The organism is Xanthobacter wiegelii, assembly GCF_043193855.2.
Lineage (GTDB): Bacteria > Pseudomonadota > Alphaproteobacteria > Rhizobiales > Xanthobacteraceae > Xanthobacter > Xanthobacter flavus_A.
Genome location: NZ_CM195529.1, coordinates 1,647,396 through 1,672,273 on the forward strand (window position 1 = coordinate 1,647,396; position 24,878 = coordinate 1,672,273).

The window sequence follows — 24,878 nt, forward strand, 5'->3', positions numbered from 1 at the left end:
GCGCGGTCCACGCACATCACAGGGAAACGTCCAATGAGCACCGAGACCTTCCGCGCCCTCATGGCGCGCAAGACCGACGCCGGGCAGGCCATCGCCATCGAGACCATCACCGAGGCCGAGTTGCCGGCCGGCGACGTGACGGTGGATGTCGAATATTCGTCCTTCAACTACAAGGACGGCCTCGCGCTGAAGGGCATGAGCCGCATCCTGCGCGCGCTGCCCATGGTGCCGGGCATCGATTTCGCCGGCACGGTGCGCGCGAGCGACAATCCCGCCTTCGCCCCCGGCGACAAGGTGGTGCTGACCGGCTGGGGCGTCGGCGAGAACTGGTCCGGCGGCTTCGCCGAGCGGGCCAAGGTGAAGGGCGAGTGGCTGGTGAAGCTGCCCGCCGGCCTCACCCCGCGCCAGGCCATGGCCATCGGCACGGCCGGCCTCACCGCCATGCTCTGCGTGGATGCGCTGGAACGCTACGGCATCACTGAAGGCGGCGACGTGCTCGTCACCGGCGCGGCGGGCGGCGTGGGCAGCGTCGCGGTGCGCCTGCTTTCGCGCCTCGGCTACAAGGTGAGCGCGCTCACCGGTCGTCCGGCGGAGGCCGACTTCCTGAAGAGCCTCGGCGCCACCGACATCGTGGACCGCGCCACCTACGCGGCGGCGGGCAAGCCGCTCGCCGGCGAGCGCTGGCATGGCGCCGTGGACACGGTGGGCGGTACCATCCTCGCCAACGTGCTCGCCGCCACCCGCTACGGCGGCGCGGTGGCCGCTTGCGGCCTCGCTGCGGCCACCGACCTGCCGACCACCGTCTTCCCCTTCATCCTGCGCAACGTGGCGCTGCTGGGCGTCGATTCGGTGAACTGCCCGACCCCGCGCCGCCTCGCCGCCTGGACACGGCTGGGCGAGATCCTCACAGAGGCCGATTTCGATCTCGTCACCCGCGAGGTCACTCTGGAGGACCTGCCGCAGGTGGCGGAAGACATCATCGTCGGCGGCGTGCGCGGGCGCACGGTGGTCCGCATCTGAGCGATCCGCATTGAGCCGGAGGCCCCCCTGCACTAGGGTCGGCGGACAGTGACTCGTCCGCCGCAGGGGGCTTGCGACGTGAATTTCGCCGGTATCGATCTGACGCTGTCCGCCAAGCTGTTCGCGGCGCTGTTCGCCATCATGAACCCGCTGACGATCATTCCGGTGTTCCTGAGCCTGACGGCGGACCGCTCCCCGGCCGAGCGGCGCAGCACCATGCTGGTGCTGAACGCGACGGTGGCGCTGGGCTGCCTGATCTGCGCGCTGGGCGGGCGCTTCGTGCTGGGCGTCTTCGGCATCGATGTCACCCATTTCCAGCTGGCCGGCGGGCTCATCGTGCTGCTCCTCGCCCTGTCCATGCTCAGCGGCGAGGAGCACAGCGCGCACGCGGGCACGGAGGCGGAAAAGAAGACCTTCAGCTCGGCCTCCAGCATGGGCGTCTACCCGCTGGGCATCCCGCTTTCCATCGGGCCGGGCACCATGACGACGATCATCGTCTTCTCGGGCTCCAGTGCCACGGCAGGCGGCGCGGCGGGGTTTTATCTCGCGCTCATCGGCTATGTGGTGTTCTTCTCCATCGCAATGGCCGTGGCGCCCGCGCTCTCCTCGGTCCTGTCTGCCACCGCGCTCAGCATCTCGAAGCGCCTGATGGGCATCGTGCTCGCGGCCATCGCCATGGAGATGCTGACCGACGCGCTGGGCCACCTCTTCCCGGCCTGGGTCGCGCACGCGGGATAGCACGTTCGCTCAGAAGCTCGGCGGCGTGCAGGCGCTGATGACCTCGCAGGGGCGCGGGCCGATGCAGCGGAAGCGGTGGGGGCGGCGGCTCTCGAAATAATAGGCATCGCCGGGGCCGAGGATGCGCCGCACATCGTCAACCGTCACCTCCAGCCGCCCGGACAGGAGGACGCCGCCCTCCTCGCCTTCGTGGACGAGCGGCACCACGCCGGTGTCGGCCCCGGGCTGGTAGCATTCCTTCAGAATCTGCAGCTTCCGGCCGAACAGCCGCTCGCCCACCTGGCGGTAGGAGATGGCGCCCTTGCCGATCTCGGTGAGTTCCTCGGCGGCGTAGAAGGTCTTCTTCGGCGCCTCGGGCTCGAACGCGAAGAATTCCGCGAGCCCGATGGGGATGCCCTCGAGAATGCGCTTCAGCGCGCCGACCGAAGGGTTGGACGTGTTGGACTCGATCAGCGAGATGGTGGAGTTGGTCACGCCCGTGCGCTTGGCAAGCTCGCGCTGGGAAATGCCGTGCAGGAGCCGCAACTGGCGCAGCCTGTCCCCGATGTCCATGGCAAGCCCTGTTTCGGGTGTTGAATATATCGAAAATCATGCCACTCGGATGAAGAAATATCAATGAGATAGGTGGTTCCAGAAAACGACTTGTTCGGCCTGCGCAATTGGCCGATGTGGAGGCAGCCAAGAGGAGAACGGCATGACCCTTCACGTCCGGTCCAACCAGCCCAGTCTCGATAATTTCTGGATGCCGTTCACCGCGAACCGCCAGTTCAAGGCCGCGCCGCGCCTGCTGTCGGGCGCCAAGGGCATGTATTACACCGACATCGACGGCAACTCGGTTCTGGACGGCACGTCCGGCCTCTGGTGCGTCAATGCCGGCCATGGCCGCGCCCAGATCGCCGAGGCGGTCGCGCGCCAGCTGGGCGAACTCGATTATGCGCCCACCTTCCAGATGGGCCATCCCATCGTCTTCGCCTTCGCCGAAAAGCTTGCCGCCATGGCTCCCGGCGGCAAGGAGGGCGGCCTCGACCGCGTGTTCTTCACCGGCTCCGGCTCGGAATCGGTGGATACGGCGCTCAAGATCGCCATCGCCTACCAGCGCGCCATCGGGCAGGGCACCCGCACCCGCATCATCGGCCGCGAGAAGGGCTATCATGGCGTCGGCTTCGGCGGCATCTCGGTGGGCGGCCTCGTCAACAACCGGCGGGTCTTTCCGCAGATCCCCGCCGACCATATGCGCCATACGCTCGATATCGAGCGCAACGCCTTCTCCAAGGGCCTTCCGGCCCATGGCATCGAGCTGGCCGAGGATCTGGAGCGGCTCGTCGCCCTGCATGGCGCCGAGACCATCGCCGCCGTCATCGTCGAGCCGATGGCGGGTTCCGCCGGCGTCGTCCTGCCGCCGAAGGGCTATCTGGAGCGCCTGCGTGCCACGGCCGACAAATACGGCATCCTGCTGATCTTCGATGAGGTCATCACCGGCTTCGGCCGCCTCGGCACGCCGTTCGCGACGGATTATTTCGGCGTCACGCCCGATATCGTCACCACCGCCAAGGGCCTGACCAACGGCGCCATCCCGATGGGCGCCGTGTTCGCCTCACGCAAGGTCCACGACGGGCTCATGACTGGCCCGGAGAACCAGATCGAGCTGTTCCACGGCTACACCTATTCCGGCCATCCGGTGGCCTGCGCGGCCGGTCTCGCGACGCTGGGCATCTATGCCGAGGAGGGGCTCTTGACCCGCGGGGCGGCGCTTGCCGAATACTGGCAGGAGGCGCTGCACTCGCTGAAGGATCTGCCCCATGTGGTGGATATCCGCAACCTCGGCCTCGTCGGCGCCATCGAGCTGCGCCCGCGCGATGGTGCGCCGGGCGCCCGTGCCTACGAGATCTTCGTCGAATGCTTCCGCAAGGGGCTCCTTATCCGCGTCACCGGCGACATCATCGCCTTGTCGCCGCCGCTGATCGTGGAGAAGGACCAGATCGACACCATCGTCTCGGTCATCGGCGACACGCTGAAAAGCGCCGCCTGACGCCGGAAATGAGCCGCCGCAGGGGCCTTGGGGCACTTGCGGCGGCTTGGATCGTCAAACCGCCTTCAGCGTCTCGGCCAAGGTGGTGAGGAGGCGGTCCGCGTCCGCCGCCGAGAACACCAGCGGCGGGCGGATCTTCAGCGTGTTGGCGTGGTAGCCGGTGGCGGAGATCAGCACCCGGCGCTGGCGCAGCCCGTCCACCACGGCGAGGGCGGTGGCGGAATCCGGCGCCTTGGTCGCTTGGTCCTTCACGAACTCGACGCCGATATAGAGCCCCGCGCCCCGCACGTCGCCGATCCGGCCATCGGACTTGGCGATCTCCCGGATGCCGTCCTGGATCATCCGGCCGATGCGGGCGGCATTCTCCTGCAACGCTTCCGAAATCAGCACATCGAAGGTCGCCCGCGCGGCCGCGATGGCAACGGTGTTGCCGCCGAAGGTGTTGAAATAGCGCATCTCGTTGCCGAAGCGCTCGATGACGTGCGGGGCCACGGCCACGGCGGCGACGGGGAAGCCGTTGCCCATGGGCTTGCCCATGGTGACGATATCAGGCTGAAGGCCATGGCGCTGGAAGCCCCAGAGCCGGTCGCCGGACCGCCCGAACCCCGCCTGCACCTCATCGGCGATCATCACGCCGCCCGCCGCACGCACCACCTCCGCGATGGGGCCGAGGATGTCGGTGGGATCGGCATAGATGCCGTCCGACGAGAACAGCGAATCGGCGATGAAGGCGGCCAGCCCCTCGCCGCGCCGTTCCAGCTCCTCGATCTCGTATTTCAGCTGGCGGATCATCGTCGCCGCGATCTCCGCAGGGGTCATGCGGTAGGAATCGGGCGCCGGAATGCGCCGCACCCATTCGCCGAGCGGCGACTTCTTGCCGAGCGACGGCGACAGGCCGGCGGTGAGGAAGGAATTGCCGGTATAGGCCTCGGACGTGATGACGATGCCCTTGCGCCCGGTGTGGTGCATGGCGATCCGCAGCGCGAGGTCGTTGGCCTCCGACCCCGTGCAGGTGAACATGATGTGGCGGATGGGATCGCCGAAGGTCGGGACGATCTCGTCCGCGAAATCGAGGATGCCGTCCTGCAGATAGCGCGTGTGGGTGCACAGCGTCTGCATTTGCTCATGCACCGCTTCGACCACGCGCGGATGGCAGTGACCCACGGACACGACGTTGTTGTAGGCATCGAGATATTCGTTGCCCGCCTTGTCCCAGAGACGGGTGCCCTTCGCCCGGCTGATCTCCACCGGATGGGCGTACATGAGGCGATAGGCGGGGCCGAGCAGCGCCTGCCGGCGCGCCACCATGTCCTGCGTCGCGGGGTCGAGGGCGGACATGTTGGACGGGTCGAAGCCGTTCACCATGCCGACGTTGATCTTGCGTTCCTTCACTGCGGTCATGTGGGAAACGCCTCCTTCAAACGGGCGAGGCAGCGACGCCGAGAAAGGTCTCGCTGACCTCCTCGACGGAGCGGCTGAGGAAATGGTCGAGCTGCGACCAGCTCTGGTGCGTGTTGCGCAGAATGTAGGTCGCGTTGTCGGGGAATTGTTCGGCCCGCCATGTGGTGATGAGGGCGCGGGCCACCACGCGGGCCATGATCATGTGCGGCAGGAGCAGCAACTCGTCCTGCGTCAGGTCCGCGACGCCGAGATAGCCGCGCAGCAGGTCGCGGCCGGCATCGAACATGCGGTCCGAGCCCACCGGGCTCAACTGGTTGAGCAGCGCCGTCGACAGGTCGATGACGATGGCGGTGCGCACCACGTCCCCGAAGTCGATGATGCCGGAAATGAACTGGGGCTGACCACGGTTCACCACCACGTTCGAGCGGCTGAAATCGTTGTGAAGCACCTGCGTGCGGCAGGATGACAGCCGGCCTTCGAGGGCACGGAAGCGATCGAGCCCGCGTTCGAGCTGGCGTCGGCGCGCCCTGTCCTCCATCCGCTCCACAAGGAAGGCGAGCTTGGGCAGATGCTGCACGTCCCAGGCGATCTCGCGGGTGTCGTGGGGGTGCGAGAAGCCCGCCATGGCGAGGCGCAGGCGGGCGAGGATGGCCCCGAGTTTCGCGCGCTCGTCCGCCGTCGCGTCGATCCGGTCGAGCGGCGTGCCGTCCAGATAGGTCAGCACCCGCACGAGCCGCACCTGCCCGTGTCCGTCCTCGTGGGAGAGGAAGGCGTCGCCCGCCGCCGTGCGCACCACGCGCGGGACGGGAAGGCGGGGATCGGTTTTTGCCACGTAATCGAGCAGTTCGGCCTGCAGCGATATCTCGCGCGGGTCCTCGTCCGGATTGGAGAATTTGGCGATGTGGCGGCCCTGCGCGCCGTCCACCAGAAAGGTGTCGTCCTTCTCGGTGTCGAGCCGCGTCAGCGTCCCTGACACGCCGAAATGACGGGCGAGAACGGAGACCGCCTCGTCCGGCGGAATGGAGCGGAAGGCGGTGGCGAGCCCTCCGGCCATGAGAAGGCGGTCGGGCGCGTGGGAGGGCGTCAGCATGTCGTGTCGTTTTTCCTCGCGGAAAGGGCGCGTTGTCGCTTCGCCCGGGGCGTCAGACCTTGGCGATCACGCGCTTCCTCCGGACGGGGGCGGCGGTTTCGGATTGGGGCGTCGCGCGCCCGGAAGCGTCTTGTGGCTTTTCGCCATCGTCCTGCGGCCGGTTGGGGGCGCCCTCGGTGAGATAGGCGAGGGTCATGTCGATGATGGTCTTCCTGTGCTGTTCCAGATAATCGGAGCGCATCAGGTCGCGGTCGAAGATCATCGACAGGGTGAAGCGGTTGGAGATGTAGAAGTATCCCATCGCCGAGATGGAAATGTAGAGGTCTATGGCGTCCACGCCCGGCCGGAACACACCCTTGCTCTCGCCCTCCCGCAGGATGACGTCCACGGCGCCGGCGAGGCGGCTGTAGAGCTGCCGGATGATGGGCGACTTGGCGACGTGGCGGCCCCGATGGATATTTTCCGAGTTCATCATCACGATGACCTCGGGCTCCTCGATGAAGGTCTGGAAGGTCGCGTCGCACAGGCGGCGGATCGCCGCCACGGGCTCAAGGCCGGTGAGCGGGATTTCCTCCTGCCGGCGGCGCATCGCCTCGTAGGTGCGCTCCAGCACCTTCACATACAGCTCCTCCTTGGAGCTGAAGTGATGATAAAGCAGGTTCTTGCTGATCTTCGCCCGGGCGATGATGGCGTCCACCCGCGCACCGTCGTACCCCCGCCGGGCAAATTCCATCTGCGCAGCCGCGAGGATCTTGTCCTGCGTCCCGATGGAATCACGCTTGCGAGGCTTTTCACTCACGACCGAGCCTTCCTTTTCAACCATGATCCCATGAGGATGCGCGGCACCGCTTCCGTCAACCGCAAACTGTGGCGCCAGAGCGCGGTGCGACGAACGGCTCGCAGCGCTCCAGGCTGATGCGCGTGGTCTCGGCGGCGTCGCGCGTCCACCAGTCGAGCCTGGAGAAAATCTCGATCTCGAACGGGCCGTCGTAGGCGATGTCGTCCAGGAGACGGCGATAGAAGGCGATGTCGATCACGCCGTCGCCCACCATGCCCCGGTCCTGATAGACATCCCGCGTCGGCACCAGCCAGTCGCACAGATGGAAGGTCAGGATGCGCGCGGGTCCGGCTTCCCGCAGTCCGTCCGCGAAATCCGGATCCCACCAGCAATGGTACACATCGGCCACGATGCCCGTGCCGGCGCCCATGGTCTCGACCAGATCAAGGCAGTGGCGGAAGGTATTGAGGCACGAGCGGTCGGCCGCGAACATGGGGTGCAGGGGTTCGAGGCCGAGGGATACGCCTGCCGCGCGGGCATGGGGCAGAAGCTCGGCGAGCGCGTCCTCCACGCGGTTGCGGGCGGTGCGGATATCCTTCTCGCCGGTGGCGAGGCCGCCGGGCACCACCACGAGGCTCGTCGCGCCGAGATCGTGCGCCGCATCGAGCCGCCGGCGGTTCTCGTCGATGGCCGCCGCGCGGGCGAGGGGATCGGCGAGGTTTACCCATGCGGTCGTGCACAGGCAGGGAACGAACAGGCCCGCCTCGCGGATCAGCCGCCCGGCGACGGCGGGGGCGATGCCTTCCAGATACTGGTTCCACACGCCGATGCCCCGCGCGCCGTGGCGCGCATAGGTGTCCACCGCCTCCGCGAGGGAGAGGGAGGGGGTGGTGATCTGGTTGACGGCGAAGCGGGAGAAATCGCCGGGCACGATGCTCATGACGCGGTCCCCGCCATGGCGCCGCGCAGCGCGGCCGTCGCCTGCGCATCGACGGCGCCGTCCACCACCAGCACGCCGAAGCCGTCGCGGGCATAGGCGGGGCTGATCTTGCCGTCCAGCACATCCTCCAGCACGGCTTCCGGCGGGCGCGTCAGGGGATCACCATAGCCGCCGCCGCCGGCCTGCTCGTGGCGGATCACCGTTCCCTTGGTCACGTTGCGCGTGACCTTGCTGGCCAGAAGCTCGAAATTGCCGGCCTCGGACAGGAGGTTCCGCGAGAGCGCGCCCGGCTTGCCGCCAAACAGGCCGTATGGCGCATGGGCATAACGGTCCGCGCGCAGCTGCATCACCGCCTCGTCGGCGAGGAGGCGATACTGGCGGACGACCCCGAGGCCGCCCCGTGTCCTGCCGGCGCCGCAGGAATCGTCGCGCAGCGCATATTCCTCGATCATGAGCGGGTAGGTCGCCTCCATGATCTCCACCGGCATGTTCGACATGTTCTGCGAGGGGTTCGTCACCGCATCGATGCCGTCCCGCGTCGCCCGCGCGCCGAGGGCGCCGTTGATCATGTCCACCACGATGAAGGGCTCGCGCGTCTCGCTGTCGTAGCCGCCGAGGCAGACGACCGTGTTGCCGCCTTCGCCCGCCGCGCACACCCGCTCGGGCACGATGGCGGCGAGGGCGCCGAGCACCGTGTCCACCACCCGGTAGCCGGTCAGGGCGCGGGCGGCGACGGGGGCGGGGAATTCGGGATTGAGCACGCTGCCCTTCGGCGCGCTCACGTCGACGCAGCGATAAAGGCCGGCGTTGTTCGGCACATCGGGGTCGAGCACGCAGCGCACGGCGAGATAGGTGGCCGATTTGACGAAGGAGAGCGTGGAATTGATCGCGCCCTTCACCTGCGGCGCCGAGCCCTCGAAATCGACACCGATGTGATCGCCCTTGACCGTGATGGTCACATGGATCGGAATCTCGCTCTCGTCGAAACCGTCGCCGTCGATGTAGTCGGTGAAGGAATAGGCGCCATCCGGCCAGGCGGCGAAGGCCTTGCGCACGAGGCGCTCGCCGTAATCGAGGAATTCGGCGAGGAATTTTTCCACCAGCGGAATGCCGTACTTCTCGGTGAGGCGCAGGAATTCGCGCTCACCAAGGGCACAGGTGGCAAGCTGTGCCTCAAGGTCGCCGATGACGAGATCGGGCAGGCGCACGTTCTTCGAGATGATGTCGAACAGGGTCTTGTTGCGCACGCCCTTGTCGAACAGCTTCAGGGGCGGAATGCGCAGCCCTTCCTGGAAGATCTCGGTGGAATCCGAGGCGTTGGAGCCCGGCACCCGGCCGCCCACGTCGCAATGGTGGCAGATCACCACGGCATAGCCGATGTGCTGCGCGCCATCGAAGATGGGCTTGAACATGAAGATGTCCGGCAGGTGCATTCCGCCGTCATAGGGATCGTTCAGGATGATGACGTCGCCGGGATTGAGGTCGTCGCCGTAGTGGCGCTGGATGGCCTCCATGGCGTCCGGCACGGCACCGAGGTGCAGCGCCACGGTCTTGGCCTGGGCGAGGATGCGCCCCTGCGCGTCGCACATGGTGGCGGAATAATCCAGCACGTCGCGCACGATGGGCGAGCGGGCGGTGCGCATGACCGTGTAGGCCATGTCATCGACGATGGATTCGAACGCGCTCTTGAGCACCGCGAAGGTGACGGGATCGATGGTCTTGTCGGTCTGGTCGAGCATGGCGCGATCCCGTCAGGCGAGGGTGATCAGGAGATTGGCGTGGGCGTCGGCTTCCGCGGTGGCGCCGGGGGGCACCACGACGGTGCTGTCCGCCCCCTCGATGACAGCGGGGCCGACGATGCGCGCCGGGCAGCGCGTGCGCACATAGACCGGCGTGTCGATGTGACCCTGCTCCGCGCCATAATAGACCTTGCGGATGCTTTCCGGCTCGCTCGAACCCTCCACCCGCGCATGGGCAGCCCGGAAGTCGATCTTGCCGGGCCGGAGGCCGCGCCCGATGACCCTCAGGCTCACCACCTCGATGGTGTCGGAGGAGGAGTAGCTGTAGATGGCCTCATAGGCCGCCTTGAAGGCCGCGTGCAGCGCATCCCGGTCCGCCAGATACGGCACGGAGAGGGACATTTCCTGGCCACGGAAGCGCATGTCCACCTCGCGCGTCACACTCATCAGGTGCTCGGCCACGGCCTCGCCGGCGAGGGCGGCGCGGGCATCGGCCTCCAGCGCGGCGAAGGCCGTCTCCGCCTCGGGCGGCTGGAAATCGGCGAGCTTCACGGCGAACGGGCGGATGAAATAGCGCTCCACATCGCCCGCCAGCATGCCCATGGCGGTGAACACGCCCGGCGAGGCCGGCACCAGCACGCGGGGCATGGAGAGGAGGCGCGCGATGTCCGCGGCATGGACCGGGCCGGAGCCGCCGATGGCGACCAGTGTGAAGTCGCGCGGATCGACGCCGCGCTCCACCGTCACCGCCCGGATGGCGCGGGCCATGTTGGCGTTCACCACGTCGCGCACGCCGCAGGCGGCATCCTCGGGGGTGAGATTGAACGGGTCGGCAAGATCGCGGGCGATGGCGGCGCGGGCCGCCTCCACCGAGAGCGCGCGGGAGCCGCCGGCGAGTTGGGCGGGCAGATAACCGAGCAAAAGGTTGGCGTCCGTCACCGTGGGCCGCGAGCCGCCGCTGCCGTAGCAGGCGGGGCCGGGATCGGCGCCGGCCGAGACCGGCCCGACGCGCATCAACCCGCCCTGGTCCACATAGGCGATGGAGCCGGCGCCGGAGCCCACCTCGGCCACGTCCACCGTGGGCACGCTCATCATGTAGCCGCCGGCCTTGATGAAGCGGCTGGGCGTGGAGATGCCGGCGCGGAACTCGTATTCGCTCACCCGCGTCAGCTCGCCATTCTGCACCAGCGAGGCGGAGGCGGTGGTGCCGCCCATGTCGAACACCACGAGATCCTTGATATCCAGCGCTTCGCCGAGGCGCGAGCCGCCCACGACACCGGCCGCCCGGCCGGACGAGATGAAGAACACCGGCTTTTCGCGCGCCGTGCCGGAGGAGGCGAGGGCGCCATTGGAATTGCAGACGAGCAAGGGCGCGTCGATGCCGGCATCGGCAAGGCCGCGCTCCAGCCGTGTGAGATAGGCTTCGAGCACCGGCCGCACATAGGCGTTCACGACGGTGGTGCTGGTGCGCTCGTATTCCTTCGCCTCGGGCAGCACCGAGATGGAGCTTGTGACGCGCACCTGCGGAAAGTGCTCGGCGATGAGCGTGGCGGCGCGCTGCTCGTGGGCGGGATTGCGATAGCTGTTGAGGAAGCAGACGGCGAAGGACGAGATGCCGGCATCGACCAGTTCCTGCGCAGCTTCCAGCACCGCCGCCTCATCGAGCGGCACGAGGATGGTGCCATCGGCTGCGATGCGCTCGGCCACCTCCTTGCGATGGCGACGGGCGACGAGCGGAACCGGTTTTTCCCATTGAAGATCGAACATGGACGGCGTGCGCAGCCGTCCGATCTCCAGCACGTCACGAAACCCCTTGGTGGTGATGAGGCCTGTGGGCGCGCCGACCTTCTGCAGCAGGGTGTTGGAGCCGACCGTGGTGCCGTGCACCACCTCCGTCACCTCCGCGGGCGTCAGCCGGGCATCGGCGATGATGGCGGCGACACCCTCCAGAACCGCTTCCTCGGGCGCCGCGGGGGTGGAGGCGACCTTGCGGTGGAACACCGCGCCGCGTCCATCCGCGAGCACGAGGTCCGTGAAGGTGCCGCCAATATCGACGCCGATGCGCGCGCCTGTCGAGGTGCGCTCCAGGCCGGTGAGTGTCCCCACGACATATCTCCTTCGTTATTGGACTGGATGGTTAGTTATGATCGCCACCTCCGTCAAGACACGATTTGCACAAACGATTTGCTGCGATTGGTGCATAAATCCTCTTGCATGACATATTGGACCATATAGTCTCATTTCGATGCCGAAGAGGGGATCGCAATAATGAAGATGACGTCCATCGCCGCCCGTCTCGTCCGGGCCGCCGCTGCCGCCGCCTTACTGGCCGGCCCGCTCGCCGCCGGTCCCGCCGCGGCAGAGGAGAAGATGACGATCCGTCTCGATTTCTCGCCCTGGGGCGTGCATGCGGGCATGCACCTCGCCAAGGAGAAGGGCTGGTTCAAGGATGCCGGCCTCGACGTGGATATCCAGGACGGTCGTGGCTCCGGCAACACGCTGCAGCTGGTGAATGCCGGGCAGGTGGACGTGGGCCAGATCCAGGTCGGTCTCCTGCCGCAGGCGCGCGAGAACGGCTCCACCGCCAAGGCGTTCGCCGGCTTCGACAAGAGGACCGACCTCGCGGTCCTCGTCGATCAGGATTCGCCCGTCGCCAAGGTCGCAGACTTCAAGGGCAAGAGCCTCGTGGTCTTCGCCGCGAGCCCCTGGGCGCCGTTCATCGATTACTGGCTCAAGCAGGGCGGGCTCGATCGCACCACGGTCAACGTGATGTTCGTGGACCCGGCCGCCGTGTGGGGCACCTACACCGCCAAGCGGGCGGACGGCCTCATGTCCACCGAGCCCTCCGCCATTCCCGTCGCCGCCGCGAACCGTCCCTCCAAGGCCATCCTTGCCGAAGATGTGGGCATCACCTTCCCGAGCTACGGCCTCATCGCCACCGAGAAGACGATCGAGAGCCGCAAGGAGGCGCTGAAGAAGCTGGTCGAGGTGCAGCAGAAGGCGTGGGCCTACATCCGCGACGGCCACATCGACGAGGCGGCCGACGCCATCATCAAGCAGCGTCCCAACGCCAAGCTGGACAAGAAGGTGCTGGCCGACCAGATCAAGCTCACCATCGACTTCTTCGACACGCCCAACACCAAGGGCAAGCCCATCGGCTACCAGTCGCCCGAAGACTGGGCGAAGGCGGCGAAGTCGGCGGTGGATGCTGGCGCCATCAAGCCCGGCACGGACCCCGCCACCTACTTCACCAACGAGTTCATCCAGTGAACGCGCACGTCGCCTCGATGACGGACGCCAAAACCATGGCCTATCTCTCCATCTCCGGCGTGCGCAAGACGTACGGCTCGCCGCGCGGCGCCGTCACCGCGCTGAAAGGCATCGACCTTGAGGTCAACGAGGGGGAGTTCGTCTCCATCCTCGGGCCGAGCGGCTGCGGGAAGTCCACGCTGCTCAAGTGCATCGCCGGACTTGAAGGCACGAGCGCCGGGACGATCCGCGTGGGCGGCGACGTCCTCACGGCCCCGCCCCGGGACATGGGCATCGTGTTCCAGCGCGACGTGCTGCTGGACTGGCGGACCATCCTGGACAACGTGCTCATCACCGCGGAATTCGCCGGCCTCAAGGGGCCGGCGGTGCGCGAGCGCGCGCTGGCGCTGCTGGGGCGCTTCGGGCTCGGCGGATTCGAGAGCCGCCATCCCTGGGAACTCTCCGGCGGCATGCGCCAGCGCGCCGCCATCTGCCGGGCGCTGCTCTGCGATCCCAAGCTGCTGCTGATGGATGAGCCGTTCGGCGCCCTCGATGCCATGACGCGCGACGACCTCAACCTCGAACTCGCGCGCATCTGGCAGGACACGCGCAAGACCGTGGTGTTCGTGACCCACGGCATCACCGAGGCCATCTTCCTTTCCGACCGCGTGGTCATCATGGACCGCAATCCGGGCCGGATCGTCGAGATCATCGACATCGACCTGCCCCGGCCCCGGCACCTCGCCATGCGGGAAAGCCCGGAATTCGGCCGCTATGTCGCCCGTGTCCGCCACCTCTTCGCCAGCCTCGGCGTGCTGAAGGACGATGCCCCATGAGCTCCGGGAACAGCGCTACCGAAAATCTCGATCCGCCCATGCCGCAGCGGCTGCCTGCCTCGCTGGTGGAGGCGGGCATGGTGGTGGGCCTGCTGATCGCGGTGCTCGTCCTCTGGGAGGCGGCGGTCTACGTCTTCAAGCCCGCGCCCATCATCTTGCCGCCGCCCAGCGTCATCTGGCAGGAATTCCTGCTGTCGCCGGGCTATTTCCTCCAGATGTCCGCCTTCACGCTCTACACCACCCTCGCGGGCTTCGGCCTCGCCGTGGTGCTGGGCCTCGCGCTGGCGGTGGGGATCGTCCATTCCAAATTCATCGAGCGCACGGTCTATACGCTCCTCGTCGCGCTCAACAGCGTGCCGAAGGTGGCGCTGGCGCCGCTGTTCGTGATCTGGATGGGCACCGGCGTCGAGCCCAAGATCGCCATCGCGCTCATGCTCGCGCTGTTCTCCGTGGTCATCGACGCGGTGCTGGGGCTGCGGTCGGTGGATCCGGACATGGTGAACCTTGCCCGCGCCAGCCGCGCCTCGTCCTTCGCCATCCTGCGCAAGATCCGCTTTCCCAACGCCCTGCCGAGCATCTTCGCGGGCCTGAAGGTGGCGATCTCCTTCGCGCTGGTGGGCGCCATCGTGGGCGAGTTCGTGGCGGGCTCCGAGGGGCTGGGCTTTGCCATCCTGACCGCGCAGGGCCAGTTCGACACGCCGCGCGTGTTCGTCTGCCTCCTGCTGCTCGGGCTGCTCGGCACGGCGCTGTTCTTCGTGGTCGAGGCGTGCGAGCGCCTGCTGCTGCCGTGGCATGTGTCCCAGCGCGGTGGTGGCGGATCCGGTCACTAAAGGTGGCGGCCGCGGCGAAGGCGCCCCTTTCCGCCATCCTCGCCCTTCTGGCCACGGCCCTCCTGTGGGGCAGCAACCACACGGCGGCACGGGCGATCCATGACGCCCTGCCGCTGCCCGCGCTGGTGTTCTGGCGCTGGGCGATCGCGCTCACGCTCCTGCTGCCCATCGCTTTGCCCGGGCTCCTGCGGGAGCGGGCCGCGATCCGCCGCAACGCCGGGCGCATCGCGCTGCTGGGACTGGTGGGCGTGGGGCTCTTCTCGGTGAGCCTTTATGCCGGCGCCTATCTGAGCCCGGCGCTGGAAGTCGGCCTGCTGAATGCGACCACGCCCATCTGGGTGCTGCTGATCGCCACCTTCGTCGGGCGCATGCGCCCGAGGCTCGCGCAGATCGGCGGCATCCTCATCGCCATGGCCGGCGTCACGCTGGTGCTGATGAAGGGGATGCCGACGGGGCTCGCGGGCTTCCATTTCGGCGCGGGGAATCTGTTCTCGATCACCGCCGCCGTGCTGTTCGCCTTCTACACCTACAGCCTTGGGCAGAACCCCATCGGCATCTCGGCCCTGAGCCTGACGGCGCTGACCGCGCTCGCCGGCTTCGTGCTGGTCTTCTGTCCCGTCTATGCGGTGTTCCTTGGCCTCGGCGGGCAGGATCCGTTCACGAGCGGGTTCAGGGTGGAGCCCGTCACCCTGACGGTGCTGTACATCGCGGCCGGGCCGACGCTGCTCGGCAACCTCTTCTGGATCTACGGCGCGGCGCGGGTGGGCGCTGCACGCGCTGGCCCCTTCCTCTATTTCTCGCCATTGGCGACGGTCGCGCTGTCCGCGACGCTCCTCGGCGAGACGATCACGCCGCTGCAGATGATAGGCGGGGCGGCCATCCTCGCCGGACTGTGGATCTCCACCCAGACGGGGGCAGGGCCGGCGAAGGCGGCGCCGAGCCCTTAAGGCTCGGCCGGCCTATGCCCGGCCCATGAGCCGTGCGCCGCCGGCGAGCACGCGGGCGCGCACCTCCGCGCTCTGCTGATCCAGCGCGGCGAGGGCCTTGGCCCCTTCCGCATCGCCGAGCTCGAACGGAAAATCGGTGCCGAAGACCACGCGCTCGGGCCCGACCAGATTCAGCAGGAAGTCCAGCACGGTGTGGTGCGCCACCACAGTGTCGTAATAGAGCTGGCCGAGATAGTGCGATGGCGGCCGGCTGATGTTGGCGCGGCACGCCGGGTTCGCCTCATAGAGCGGCGCCTCATAGGCGAGGTCGAGGCGGCCGGCGAGCATGGGCAGCGTGCCGCCGCCGTGGGCCAGCACGAGCTTCAGCCCCGGATGGCGCTCCAGCACGCCGGAGAAGATGAGGCGCGCCACGCACAGCGCGGTCTCGGACGGCCAGCCGACGAGCTGGAGCATGGTGAAGCTGCCAAAGGCCGGCCGGTCCACGCCGGACGTGGGGTGCATGAACACGATGCAGCCCTGCCGCGCGCATTCCGCCCACATGTCTTCGAAGGCCGGATCATCGAGCGGGCGCCCCGCCGCCGAGGTGGGCAGGGCGACACCCATATGGCCCTCATCCAACGCGCGGCGAATGGCGTCCGCGCAGCGCTCGGGCTCGGCGATGGGCGGCACGGCGAGGCCGCCGAGCCGCTGTCCGCCGTCCCGCGCGGCGGCGAGCGTCTGCGCATTGAGCCGCCGCGCGAACGCGCCGTCCGCCGCCCAGCCGGCATGGGAGACCACGCGCGGCGGCGGCGAGACGAGCTGGAGCGAGATGTCCCGCCGCGTCAGGCTTTCCAGCCGCCCGGCCATGTCGAACAGCAGCGGATCGAGCGGGCCGTAGCCGGCGAAGCGGAAGCCTTCGGGACAGGTCTCGATGCCGAACGCGCCCTCCCGCGCGAGTTCGCCGAGGAAATCGCGCGAGAGGGCATGGGCGTGGACGTCGACGATCACGGGAAGGGCTTGCGCGGATAGACCACCGGCGCCGCCGCGATGGCCGCGGGATAGACCGGCACGGCCTTGCCGCTCTGCACCTGCGCGACCACGGCGGAAGCCTTCACATCGACGCCGGCATCGTTGAATTTCACCGGGCCGAAGAAGGTTTCGGTGTCGAGCTGGAGCATGGCCTCGCGCACCTTCACCGGGTCGATGCTGCCGGCCTTCTCGATGGCGAGCTGGAGCGCCAGCGCGCCCGCCGTGCCGGCGGCGGTGATGTAGGTGGGCGTCTCGCCGTTGAACTGCTTCTTGAAGGTCTCCACATAGGTGGCGCTGTCCGCCACCACCGCGCCCTTGTAGGTGAGCGCCGGGTCCCAGATCTGCACGCCGAACAGGTCCTCCGCCGCCGGGCCGAGGGCGTTGAGGAAGTCCGGGATACCCACCGCAAAGGCGAAGCCGATCAGCTTGGGGTTCACCTTCAGCGTCTGCAGCGTCTTGATGAGCAGGATGGAATCCTGGACGTAGCCGGTGAGGATCAGCACGTCCGGGTTGCTCTCCTTCAGCGCGGTGGCGACGGAGGAGAGGTCGGCCGAGCCCTTCGGATACTTGGTGGTGTAGACCACCTTCAGGCCCTCGGCCTCCGCCTTCTTCTGGGCGGCGCCGGCGAACACGTTCGGGAACAAGTCGTCAGGCCCGGCGATGGCGATGGTCTTGGGCGGGTCCTTCACCGTCTTCAGCAGCGCCAGCATCGGGTCGAGGGTGGTGGAGGCGAGGGGCGCCGGGCAGAAGATGTATTTGTAGCCGCGCTGGTAGAGGCTGTCGGCCGTCGCCATGGGGGTCATGGTGATGACCTTGTACTTCTCGCTGATCGCCGCCGTTGCGGTGGCGATGCCCGAGGAATACGGGCCGAGGATGAAGCCCACGCCGTCCTCGGTAATCAGCTTCTCGGTGAGGCGGGCGGAGGTCTGCGGCTTGCTCTCGTCGTCGTAATAGATGACCTCGACGGGCATCTTCTTGTCGCCGACCTTGATGCCGCCGGCGTCATTCACCAGCTTTTCCCAATAGGCATAGCCGTTCTTCAGGAGATGCCCTTCGCGGGCGAAGTTGCCGGTGAGGCTGACGGCGGCGCCGATCTTGATCTTCTCCTGCGCGGCGGCCGTGCCCGCGCCGAGAAGGGTGGCAAGGCCGAGGGCGGCCACGCTCTTCACCAGAGTTCGTCTGTGCATCATCTCGCTCCTGCTGGTCCCGGAAGGTTTGGTTTTTGGATGTCTCAGGCGGATGCGGCGGTGCCGGGCACGAAGCGCCCGAAGCCCGGCGCGCCGACGAGCTTGCCGTCCTGCGCGACGATGGTGCCGCGCACGATGGTGTGGGTGGCCGCGCCCTTGGTGGCCATGCCCTCCCAGCTGGAGAAGCCGGTGCGCGAGAGCATGTCCTCGTTGTGGAAGACGCCTTCGCGGCTCATGTCCACGATGGTGAAGTCGGCATCCGCGCCGGGCTGGATCACGCCCTTGCGGGGAAAGATGCCGAAGCGCCGGGCGGGGGCCTCGGCGGCGAGGCGGGCCACGTCGTTGAGGGTGAGGCGCCCTTCGTTCACGGCGTTCATCAGCAGCGGGATGTATTCCTGCGCGCCGGTGACGCCGAGCGGCACCGAGAACAGGTCCTTCCAGCCCGGGTCCACGTCCTCCTTGGTATGGGGGGCGTGCTCCAGCACGATCATGTCCGCCGTGCCGTCCTTGATGGCGTCCCAGCCAGCCTCAGGGTCGTAGGCCCAGTTGTAGGTGCGCGGCCCCACCTTCTCCATCTGCGCCCGGTTCATGAACATGGTGCCGAGCTCCAGCTCGCACGACACGTCCTGACCGAGGTCGAACTTGGCGTGGTGGATCATCTCGTTGGCGCCCTTGGGCATGACGCCGAGATGCAGCACGTGCAGCTTCACCCCGCAGATGCGCGCGTAATAGAGCGAGGCCGCAAGTCCGGCGACCATGCCGTGGCCGTACATGTAGCCCTTCGAGAAGCTCTCGTGATAGGCCATGGCATCGGTGCGGCCCTTGTCGATGTAATCGCGGAAGGTGAGCCGCTTGCACCACTCAGGGTCATCGTGGTGAACCGAGGCGACCAGCCCCATGTCCCGCGTCGCCTCATACAGCTCGAACAGGATGCCGTGGTCGAGCACGCCGAGTTCGGAGATGTAGGGATAGACTTCCTTGATGTGGCGCGTGTTGAAGATCTTGATGCCGATGGCCCCCGCCTTGGCCAGCGCCTCCACCGTGCGCGGATAGAGTCCGCCGCCATAGAGCGCGTAGTCCACATGGGCCTTGGGCGCGACCAGCGCCTTCTTCATCTCATAGTCTTCGAGCGTGGTCGGGTGGGGCGTGTTGTTGGTCATGTCGATGCACATGGTCACGCCGCCCACCGCCGCCGCCGCGGAGCCGGTCTGGAAATCTTCCTTGTAGGTGTGGCCCGGCTCGCGGAAGTGGCAGTGGACGTGCCACAGGCCCGGCAGCACGGCGAGCCCCTTGGCATCCACGCGCTTCGCTGCCTCCGTGAACGGTCCGCCGATGGCGACGATCTTGCCGTCGATCACCGCGATGTCCGCCTTGTAGGAGGAGGACGGCGTGTGGATCGTGCCGTTTTCGATCACGAGGTCATAGGGTCGGGACACGTCACGCTCTCCGAACAGGTCAGTTGAGGCCGAGATAGGCGGCGCGGATGTCCTCGCGCCGCAGAAGGTCGTCCGCCGGGCCGTCGATGGTGATGCGGCCGGTGTCCAGCACGTAGCCGCGGGTGGCGATCTCCAGCGCGAGGCCCACGTCCTGCTCCACCAAGAGCACGGTGATGCCACGCTCGCGGTTGACCTGGCGCACCGCGTCCGCGATGCGGTCGACGATCACCGGGGCGAGGCCCAGCGACATCTCGTCGATGAGCAGGAGGCTCGGGCGTGCCATCAGCGCGCGGCCGATGGCACACATCTGCTGCTCGCCGCCGGACATGAGGCCGGCGAGCCGGCCTTCCAGCCGAACCAGCTCCGGGAAGAGCTGGAAGACGAAGGCGAGGTCATCCTCCTCGCCCTCGCGGCTCGGGCGCGCGGTGGCGCCGAGCTTGAGGTTCTGGCGCACGGTGAGGCCGGCGAACAGGCGCCGGCCCTCCGGCACCATCGCAATGCCGCGCCGGGCGCGCTCATAAGGCTTCAGCGGGTTGAGGTCCGTGCCGGCGAAGCGCATCTGCCCTGAGCGCACCGGCACGAGGCCGGTGAGGGCGCGCAGAAGCGTCGTCTTGCCGGCACCGTTCGCGCCGACGAGGGCGACGATCTCGCCCTCCGCCATGTCGAAGCCCACGTCCCACAGCACGCGGCTGTCACCATAGGCCACGGCGAGGCCTTCGACCGAGAGAAGGCTCATCGCGCGCCTCCCGCTGCGGCGTGGGCCTTGGCGAAGCGCTGGCCGAGATAGGCCTCCACCACCTTGGGGTCGGACACCACGTCGTCCGGCACCCCCTCGGCGAGCTTGGCGCCGAAGTTCAGCACCATGATGCGATCGCAGAGCGCCAGCACCGCCTTCATCACATGCTCGATGACGACCACGGTGAGGCCGGCCTGCTTGAGGCTCTTCACGAGGTCGATCATGCGTTCGATCTCCGTGTGGTTGAGGCCCGCCATCACCTCGTCGAAGAGGATGATGCGCGGCCCCATGGCGAGGGCGCGCGCCACCTCCAGCCGCTTGCGGTCGGCGAGGGTGAGCTGCGGCGGCATGAAGGCGGCCTTGGGGGCGAGACCGGTGCGCTCCAGCGCGGCATCGGCTGCTGCGAGCCACGCCTCGCGGGTGCGCAGCCGCGCATGGCCGAACATGGCGCCGATGGCGACATTCTCCCGCACGCTCATGGCCTTGAACGGCTGCACGATCTGGAAGGTGCGGGCGATGCCGAGGCGGGAGAGGCGATGCGGCGGCAGGCCGGTCACGTCCTCCCCGGCGAAGCGGATCGAGCCGCCATTGAGCTTGTAGACGGCGGAGATGGCATTCAGCAGCGTGGTCTTGCCGGCGCCGTTGGGGCCGATGACGCCGAACACTTCGCCTTCCTCCACGCGGAAGGAGACGCCGGCCAGCGCCTTGACGCCGCCGAAGCGGATTTCGAGGTCGTTCGCCTCAAGCAGCGCCATGGCGCGACCTCCACCGCTGGATCAGGGAACGCCCGGCCACCAGCATCCCGTTGGGGGCGACGAGGCAGATGACGACGATGAGCACGCCGAACACGATCTGGTGCGCCTGCAGGAAGCCGCCCCACACCAAAGTGGAGAGGAGTTCCAGCACGAAGGCGCCCAGCACCGGCCCGATCACCGTGCCCATGCCGCCGAGGATGAGCATCATGTAGGCCTTCACCCCGATGGCGGGATCGAACGCGCTGGCCGGCTCGATGAAGGTGATCCAATAGGCCCACACGCCACCGGCGAAGCCGGTGATGCCGGCGGAGATGGCCCAGGCGGCGACCTTGGTGGCGGTGGTGTCGATGCCCATCACCCCCGCCGCGCGCTCGCCATCGCGGATGGCGCGCAGCGCATAGCCGAAGGGGCGGGTGAGGATGAAGGCCACCAGCAGGGTGGAGACGACCATCCCGGCCAGCATCACCAGATAGATGGCGCGGTAGAGCGGCCCCGGCGGCAGGTCCGAGAGCGGCAGCGGCAGGCCTTCCGCCCCACCGGTGACGCCGCCCACCTGGATCACCAGCTGGATGGCGGCAAGGTTCAGCGCGACGGTGGCGATGGCGAAGTAGTGCCCCCTCAGGCGCAGGATGGGCCAGCCGATGATGCCCGCCACCAGCGCCGAGAAGGCAACGGCCGCGACGAGCGCCACGGGAAAGGGCGCCCCCAGCGTCATGGCGACGCCTGAGGCATAGGCGCCGAAGCCGAAGAACACGGCATTGCCGAAGGCGTGATAGCCGGTGAGGCCGACGATGACGTTCAGCCCCTGCGTGACCGTGGCGTACATGAACACGGTCGTCAGCACCCGCAGCCAGTAATTGTTGAGGGCGAGGGGCGCGAGGGCGAGAACCACCGCGCCGGCGGCGAAGAACGCCCAGAAGAGAAGCGCGCGACGCCGCGCGCCCGAGGGGGAAGAGGGGGAGATCATGCGTGCTCCCCGAAGAAGGCGCGGCCGAACAGGCCCTGAGGCCGCAGCGCGAGCACCAGCAGGAACAGACCGAAGCCGACGATCTCCTGATAATTGGCGCCGAGGAAGTAGCCGGCCCAGGCCTGTACCAGCCCATAGATGAAGCCGGCGACGATGCACCCCTCCACCGATCCGATGCCGCCCAGCACCGTGATGACGAACACCGCGCTCAGGAAGGTGACGCCCATGCCCGGCATCACCGGAAACAGCATGGAGGCGAGAGAGCCCGTGGCACCGGCCAGCGCCGCGCCGGCCCCGGCGGTCAGCGCGTAGATCCGCTCGGGATTGATGCCCATGAGGGAGGAGACCTCCCGGTCGAGCGCGGTTGCGAGGATCATCTGTCCGGCGCGGGTGAAGCGCAGGAAGGCGAAGAAGGCGATGCCGAGGGCGATGGAGAAGCCCGCTGCGATGAGGCGGACCACCGGCACGAGAATGCCCAAGATCTCGATGGAGCTCGCCGCATAGGACGAGTTCACCGAGCGCACATCGGAGGTGAAGGCGATGGAGACCGCGTCCACCATCACCAGCTCGATGCCGAAGGTCACCACCAGCGACAGCAGCAGGCTGGTGCGGATGATGCGGTTCAGCACCAGCACCTGCAGCGCATAGCCCAGCGCGAACATCGCCACCATGGACACCGGGATGGAGGCGATGGGGTCAAGCCCCGCGAACCGGAACAGGCCGTAGGTGATGTAGGCCCCCAGCATGATGAAGCCGGTGTGGGCGAGGTTGATCACCCCCATGACGCCCCAGACCATCGAGAAACCGATGGTGGCGATGCCGTAGAGACCGCCCAGCAGCAGCCCGTTGGCGGTGGCTTGCCAAAGCACCGTTACCCCTCCAAATCGTTGATTTTGCGATGTTATATGCTTGACGGAAGGCTTATTTATACATATCTTATGCAAAATAAATCGAGTCATGCAACAACGATGTCTGAACGAAACGCACAAAGAAGCCGCACCCATGCCTCCGCACGCGGCAGCCTTTCGGCGCCGGCCGTCCCCAAGGCCGGAATCTCCAAGGGGGGGTCGAGCGAGTTCGCCTATCAGGTGATCCGCGCCGAGATCGTCTCACTGGCGCTTGCTCCAGGCTCGGACCTCGACGAGGCGGCGCTGGTGAGCCGCCTCGGCCTCTCGCGCACGCCGCTGCGGGAGGCGCTGGTCCGCCTCGCCGGCGAGGGGCTGGTGCAGATCCTGCCCAATCGCGGCACGCGCGTCGCGCCCATGGGCTGGAACGACATTCGCGAGCATCTGGAGGCCTTCGACCTCTCCCAGCGCCTCGTCACCCGATGGGCGGCGCTGCGGCGGACGGAGGCGCAGATCGCCGCCATCGACGCCCAGCGGGAGGCGTTCGAGGTGGCGACGGCGCGCCGGGATTCCGAGGCCATGCTGGAGATCAACTGGCGCTTCCATGCCGCCATCGCCGCCTGCTGCCGCAATGGCGTGGTGGAGCGCTTCTATCTCCAGCTGCTCACCACCAATTTGCGCATCTCGCGCCTTGCCATGACCTACGACTGCTTCGCGACCGAGGAGGCGTACGACGCGCACATCGGCAACATCATCCGCGAGCACCGCGAGATGGTGGAGGCGATCCGCGCCCGCGATGCCGACCGGGCGGACGCGCTCGGCAGTTCCCACGCCGGGCTCGCCCGCAAGCGCGTTTCCGAATGCCTCACCCAGAGCATGCTGTCGGACATGGAGCTGCCGCTCGGAGGCGCGCCCGACAGCCTCGGCTGAATTTCAGAAGGAGAAGCCCGCATGTGCGAGGTGTGCGCCATCTTCGGCGCGGGAGAGCACTGGAGCGACTTCGCCCGGCAGCGCGACGAGCGTTTCCCGTTCGAGGACATCCTGCACTACCGGGCGGAACGCCGGCGGCGCATCGCCATGCTGAATGCGCTGGTCGGCCCGCTCGGCCTCGTCTGCGAGGACTGGGACGGGGAGGCGCTGGCGCTCACCGACGCGCGCGGCCGCACCAAGATCGCGCCGACCCTCGGCGATGTCTGGCCCATCGCGGAAAGCCTCTCGGGTCGCGGCATCGACCCCTTGTCCGAGGATTTCATCGCGCCGGCGCGGGAGGCTCCCGCCCATGGATGAACGCCTGCCCCTGATCGTCGTGACCGGCTTTCTCGGCTCGGGCAAGACGACGCTCATCCGCCGCTTCATCGAGACGCCGGAGGGCGGCGATTCCGGTCTCATGGTCAACGAGTTCGGCGAGGCGGGCGTGGATCATCGCCTGCTGGTGCATGCCAGCGAGGCGGTGGAACTGATCGACGGCGGGTGCCTCTGCTGCGCGCGCCGCTCCGATGTCGCCAAGGCGATGCACGATCTGGTGCGCATGGCGAAGAACAGTTCCCGGGCCGGCGGCGGCTTGCGCCGAGCCATCCTGGAAACGTCGGGCCTTGCCGACCCGGCTCCCGTCATCGCCACCCTCGCCCGTGACCCCTGGCTGAAGGCGCATGTGCGCCTCGCCTCCGTCGTGGCGGTGGTGGACGCGGTGGCGGGCCTGCGCAATCTTGAAAACCGGCCGGAGGCGCGCCGGCAGGTGGCCATCGCCGATACGGTGGTGATCACCAAGGGCGACATGCGCGCCGCCGAGCCGACGGCCCGCCTCGCCGCGGCGGTGCGCGCCATCTCCCCCGACGCGCGCATCCTCGACATTCAGGACGAGACGTTCCGGCTGGGCGACGTGCTGGCCGGGCGAGAAAGCCTGCATGCCCCGCCGTCGCCATTCCTGGCCGATGCGCCGGAGCATGATTCCGAGGTCTCCTCCTTCACGCTCCTCATCGAGGGGGCGCTGGACTGGCCGGCCTTTACGCTCTGGCTGTCGGCGCTGCTCCACGCCCATGGCGACCGCATCCTGCGGGTGAAGGGGCTGCTGCGGACCACCTCGTCCGACAGGCCGCTGGCCATTCACGGCGTGCAGCATGTGATGCACCCGCCGACGCACCTCGGCGCGGACGACGGCGGGCCGTCCTTCCTCGTCTTCATCGCCCGCGGCATCCGCAAGGCGGAGATCGAGCGCAGCCTCGCCCGCGCGCTCGATCTGTGTCAGGCGGGCTCCCACATGTCGGACCCCGCGCGGCAGGCGGTGGCTTTCCGCGAAGGCATCGCCCCGGCGGCGTGAGGAGTGCCGGGGCCAGTCCTCGGGCGCGTC

Annotated in this window: 24 protein-coding genes; 10 read left to right on the top strand and 14 right to left on the bottom strand. The window is 67.8% G+C overall.

From position 1 onward, the window contains the following. Positions 1 to 33 precede the first annotated feature (33 nt). Together acuI and V5F63_RS07605 are read left to right on the top strand one after the other, a co-directional pair. Positions 34 to 1,020 carry an acrylyl-CoA reductase (NADPH) gene (gene acuI, locus V5F63_RS07600; RefSeq protein ID WP_394102082.1) on the top strand — a complete coding sequence of 329 codons (987 nt, stop codon included), beginning with the start codon at positions 34 to 36 and terminating at the stop codon, positions 1,018 to 1,020. 78 nt (positions 1,021 to 1,098) lie between these two features. Beyond that, positions 1,099 to 1,758: a MarC family protein gene (locus tag V5F63_RS07605; protein WP_209488490.1), complete on the top strand. Its 660-nt coding sequence runs from the start codon at positions 1,099 to 1,101 to the stop codon at positions 1,756 to 1,758. Between the two features lie 9 nt (positions 1,759 to 1,767). Here V5F63_RS07605 and V5F63_RS07610 read toward each other — a convergent pair whose 3' ends face one another. After that, positions 1,768 to 2,310: a cupin domain-containing protein gene (locus V5F63_RS07610; protein WP_394102081.1), complete on the bottom strand. Its 543-nt coding sequence runs from the start codon at positions 2,308 to 2,310 to the stop codon at positions 1,768 to 1,770. Between the two features lie 142 nt (positions 2,311 to 2,452). On the opposite strand from V5F63_RS07610, the gene aptA reads away from it, so the two are divergent. Then, the gene (aptA, locus tag V5F63_RS07615; protein WP_394102080.1) at positions 2,453 to 3,787 is read left to right on the top strand and encodes an omega-aminotransferase AptA; all 1,335 of its coding nucleotides are present in this window, start codon (positions 2,453 to 2,455) and stop codon (positions 3,785 to 3,787) included. A gap of 54 nt (positions 3,788 to 3,841) precedes the next feature. On the opposite strand, the gene V5F63_RS07620 is transcribed toward aptA, so the two are convergent. Genes V5F63_RS07620 through V5F63_RS07645 form a run of 6 tightly spaced genes read right to left on the bottom strand, consistent with a single transcriptional unit; the run spans position 3,842 to position 11,841 of the window. Further along, positions 3,842 to 5,188 (bottom strand): aspartate aminotransferase family protein, encoded by a 1,347-nt coding sequence (locus V5F63_RS07620; RefSeq protein ID WP_394102079.1) that lies wholly within the window; start codon positions 5,186 to 5,188, stop codon positions 3,842 to 3,844. 16 nt (positions 5,189 to 5,204) lie between these two features. Then, positions 5,205 to 6,278 (bottom strand): phosphotransferase, encoded by a 1,074-nt coding sequence (locus V5F63_RS07625; protein ID WP_394102078.1) that lies wholly within the window; start codon positions 6,276 to 6,278, stop codon positions 5,205 to 5,207. 52 nt (positions 6,279 to 6,330) lie between these two features. Beyond that, entirely contained in the window at positions 6,331 to 7,077 is a 747-nt protein-coding gene (locus V5F63_RS07630; protein ID WP_348634346.1) for a TetR family transcriptional regulator, read from the bottom strand. 55 nt (positions 7,078 to 7,132) lie between these two features. Beyond that, the gene (locus V5F63_RS07635) at positions 7,133 to 7,996 is read right to left on the bottom strand and encodes a sugar phosphate isomerase/epimerase family protein (protein WP_394102077.1); all 864 of its coding nucleotides are present in this window, start codon (positions 7,994 to 7,996) and stop codon (positions 7,133 to 7,135) included. Then, positions 7,993 to 9,735, bottom strand: coding sequence for a hydantoinase B/oxoprolinase family protein (locus V5F63_RS07640; protein ID WP_394102076.1), 1,743 nt, complete (start codon positions 9,733 to 9,735; stop codon positions 7,993 to 7,995). The genes V5F63_RS07635 and V5F63_RS07640 overlap by 4 nt, the downstream gene beginning before the upstream one ends. A gap of 12 nt (positions 9,736 to 9,747) precedes the next feature. After that, a complete protein-coding gene (locus tag V5F63_RS07645; protein WP_348634347.1) occupies positions 9,748 to 11,841 on the bottom strand; it encodes a hydantoinase/oxoprolinase family protein in 2,094 nt (697 codons plus the stop codon). Positions 11,842 to 12,003: 162 nt separating this feature from the next. On the opposite strand from V5F63_RS07645, the gene V5F63_RS07650 reads away from it, so the two are divergent. The 4 genes from V5F63_RS07650 to V5F63_RS07665 are packed head-to-tail and all read left to right on the top strand — an operon-like array spanning position 12,004 to position 15,597. Then, positions 12,004 to 13,005 (top strand): ABC transporter substrate-binding protein, encoded by a 1,002-nt coding sequence (locus V5F63_RS07650; protein ID WP_394029850.1) that lies wholly within the window; start codon positions 12,004 to 12,006, stop codon positions 13,003 to 13,005. A gap of 17 nt (positions 13,006 to 13,022) precedes the next feature. Beyond that, positions 13,023 to 13,820, top strand: coding sequence for an ABC transporter ATP-binding protein (locus V5F63_RS07655; protein WP_394102166.1), 798 nt, complete (start codon positions 13,023 to 13,025; stop codon positions 13,818 to 13,820). Next, positions 13,817 to 14,650, top strand: a complete 834-nt coding sequence (locus V5F63_RS07660) for an ABC transporter permease (RefSeq protein WP_394029848.1) — start codon at positions 13,817 to 13,819, stop codon at positions 14,648 to 14,650. The genes V5F63_RS07655 and V5F63_RS07660 overlap by 4 nt, the downstream gene beginning before the upstream one ends. 2 nt (positions 14,651 to 14,652) lie before the next feature. After that, positions 14,653 to 15,597 (top strand): DMT family transporter, encoded by a 945-nt coding sequence (locus V5F63_RS07665; protein ID WP_394102075.1) that lies wholly within the window; start codon positions 14,653 to 14,655, stop codon positions 15,595 to 15,597. Between the two features lie 12 nt (positions 15,598 to 15,609). Here the strand turns inward: V5F63_RS07665 and V5F63_RS07670 are convergent, their stop codons facing one another. The 7 genes from V5F63_RS07670 to V5F63_RS07700 are packed head-to-tail and all read right to left on the bottom strand — an operon-like array spanning position 15,610 to position 22,555. Then, complete coding sequence (locus tag V5F63_RS07670; RefSeq protein WP_394102074.1) at positions 15,610 to 16,584, bottom strand: amidohydrolase family protein; 975 nt, start codon at positions 16,582 to 16,584, stop codon at positions 15,610 to 15,612. Further along, the gene (locus V5F63_RS07675) at positions 16,581 to 17,792 is read right to left on the bottom strand and encodes an amino acid ABC transporter substrate-binding protein (RefSeq protein WP_394102073.1); all 1,212 of its coding nucleotides are present in this window, start codon (positions 17,790 to 17,792) and stop codon (positions 16,581 to 16,583) included. The genes V5F63_RS07670 and V5F63_RS07675 overlap by 4 nt, the downstream gene beginning before the upstream one ends. A 44-nt stretch (positions 17,793 to 17,836) precedes the next feature. After that, a complete protein-coding gene (locus tag V5F63_RS07680) occupies positions 17,837 to 19,228 on the bottom strand; it encodes a dihydroorotase (protein WP_394102072.1) in 1,392 nt (463 codons plus the stop codon). Positions 19,229 to 19,247: 19 nt separating this feature from the next. Next, positions 19,248 to 19,964: an ABC transporter ATP-binding protein gene (locus V5F63_RS07685; protein ID WP_394102071.1), complete on the bottom strand. Its 717-nt coding sequence runs from the start codon at positions 19,962 to 19,964 to the stop codon at positions 19,248 to 19,250. Beyond that, the gene (locus tag V5F63_RS07690; protein WP_394102070.1) at positions 19,961 to 20,719 is read right to left on the bottom strand and encodes an ABC transporter ATP-binding protein; all 759 of its coding nucleotides are present in this window, start codon (positions 20,717 to 20,719) and stop codon (positions 19,961 to 19,963) included. The genes V5F63_RS07685 and V5F63_RS07690 overlap by 4 nt, the downstream gene beginning before the upstream one ends. Then, entirely contained in the window at positions 20,706 to 21,686 is a 981-nt protein-coding gene (locus V5F63_RS07695; RefSeq protein ID WP_394102069.1) for a branched-chain amino acid ABC transporter permease, read from the bottom strand. Before V5F63_RS07695 ends, V5F63_RS07690 begins: the two co-directional genes overlap by 14 nt. Continuing rightward, positions 21,683 to 22,555: a branched-chain amino acid ABC transporter permease gene (locus V5F63_RS07700; RefSeq protein ID WP_394102068.1), complete on the bottom strand. Its 873-nt coding sequence runs from the start codon at positions 22,553 to 22,555 to the stop codon at positions 21,683 to 21,685. Before V5F63_RS07700 ends, V5F63_RS07695 begins: the two co-directional genes overlap by 4 nt. A gap of 99 nt (positions 22,556 to 22,654) precedes the next feature. Here V5F63_RS07700 and V5F63_RS07705 point away from each other — a divergent pair, with 99 nt between their 5' ends. Genes V5F63_RS07705 through V5F63_RS07715 form a run of 3 tightly spaced genes read left to right on the top strand, consistent with a single transcriptional unit; the run spans position 22,655 to position 24,848 of the window. Next, positions 22,655 to 23,461 carry a GntR family transcriptional regulator gene (locus tag V5F63_RS07705; protein ID WP_394102067.1) on the top strand — a complete coding sequence of 269 codons (807 nt, stop codon included), beginning with the start codon at positions 22,655 to 22,657 and terminating at the stop codon, positions 23,459 to 23,461. A gap of 21 nt (positions 23,462 to 23,482) precedes the next feature. Next, positions 23,483 to 23,818 carry a hypothetical protein gene (locus V5F63_RS07710; protein ID WP_394029839.1) on the top strand — a complete coding sequence of 112 codons (336 nt, stop codon included), beginning with the start codon at positions 23,483 to 23,485 and terminating at the stop codon, positions 23,816 to 23,818. Beyond that, positions 23,811 to 24,848, top strand: a complete 1,038-nt coding sequence (locus V5F63_RS07715; RefSeq protein ID WP_394102066.1) for a CobW family GTP-binding protein — start codon at positions 23,811 to 23,813, stop codon at positions 24,846 to 24,848. The genes V5F63_RS07710 and V5F63_RS07715 overlap by 8 nt, the downstream gene beginning before the upstream one ends. Positions 24,849 to 24,878: the final 30 nt, after the last annotated feature.

Excerpts from the sequence above, each read along its gene's own strand:
- V5F63_RS07705 (WP_394102067.1), top strand. The coding sequence starts at position 22,655 with ATGTCTGAACGAAACGCACAAAGAAGCCGCACCCATGCCTCCGCACGC.
- V5F63_RS07620 (WP_394102079.1), bottom strand. The coding sequence starts at position 5,188 with ATGACCGCAGTGAAGGAACGCAAGATCAACGTCGGCATGGTGAACGGC.
- V5F63_RS07625 (WP_394102078.1), bottom strand. The coding sequence starts at position 6,278 with ATGCTGACGCCCTCCCACGCGCCCGACCGCCTTCTCATGGCCGGAGGG.
- V5F63_RS07690 (WP_394102070.1), bottom strand. The coding sequence starts at position 20,719 with ATGGCGCTGCTTGAGGCGAACGACCTCGAAATCCGCTTCGGCGGCGTC.
- V5F63_RS07710 (WP_394029839.1), top strand. The coding sequence starts at position 23,483 with ATGTGCGAGGTGTGCGCCATCTTCGGCGCGGGAGAGCACTGGAGCGAC.
- V5F63_RS07695 (WP_394102069.1), bottom strand. The coding sequence starts at position 21,686 with ATGATCTCCCCCTCTTCCCCCTCGGGCGCGCGGCGTCGCGCGCTTCTC.
- V5F63_RS07650 (WP_394029850.1), top strand. The coding sequence starts at position 12,004 with ATGAAGATGACGTCCATCGCCGCCCGTCTCGTCCGGGCCGCCGCTGCC.
- V5F63_RS07675 (WP_394102073.1), bottom strand. The coding sequence starts at position 17,792 with ATGCACAGACGAACTCTGGTGAAGAGCGTGGCCGCCCTCGGCCTTGCC.
- V5F63_RS07660 (WP_394029848.1), top strand. The coding sequence starts at position 13,817 with ATGAGCTCCGGGAACAGCGCTACCGAAAATCTCGATCCGCCCATGCCG.
- V5F63_RS07655 (WP_394102166.1), top strand. The coding sequence starts at position 13,023 with ATGACGGACGCCAAAACCATGGCCTATCTCTCCATCTCCGGCGTGCGC.
- V5F63_RS07610 (WP_394102081.1), bottom strand. The coding sequence starts at position 2,310 with ATGGACATCGGGGACAGGCTGCGCCAGTTGCGGCTCCTGCACGGCATT.
- V5F63_RS07635 (WP_394102077.1), bottom strand. The coding sequence starts at position 7,996 with ATGAGCATCGTGCCCGGCGATTTCTCCCGCTTCGCCGTCAACCAGATC.
- V5F63_RS07640 (WP_394102076.1), bottom strand. The coding sequence starts at position 9,735 with ATGCTCGACCAGACCGACAAGACCATCGATCCCGTCACCTTCGCGGTG.
- V5F63_RS07685 (WP_394102071.1), bottom strand. The coding sequence starts at position 19,964 with ATGAGCCTTCTCTCGGTCGAAGGCCTCGCCGTGGCCTATGGTGACAGC.
- acuI (WP_394102082.1), top strand. The coding sequence starts at position 34 with ATGAGCACCGAGACCTTCCGCGCCCTCATGGCGCGCAAGACCGACGCC.
- V5F63_RS07715 (WP_394102066.1), top strand. The coding sequence starts at position 23,811 with ATGGATGAACGCCTGCCCCTGATCGTCGTGACCGGCTTTCTCGGCTCG.
- aptA (WP_394102080.1), top strand. The coding sequence starts at position 2,453 with ATGACCCTTCACGTCCGGTCCAACCAGCCCAGTCTCGATAATTTCTGG.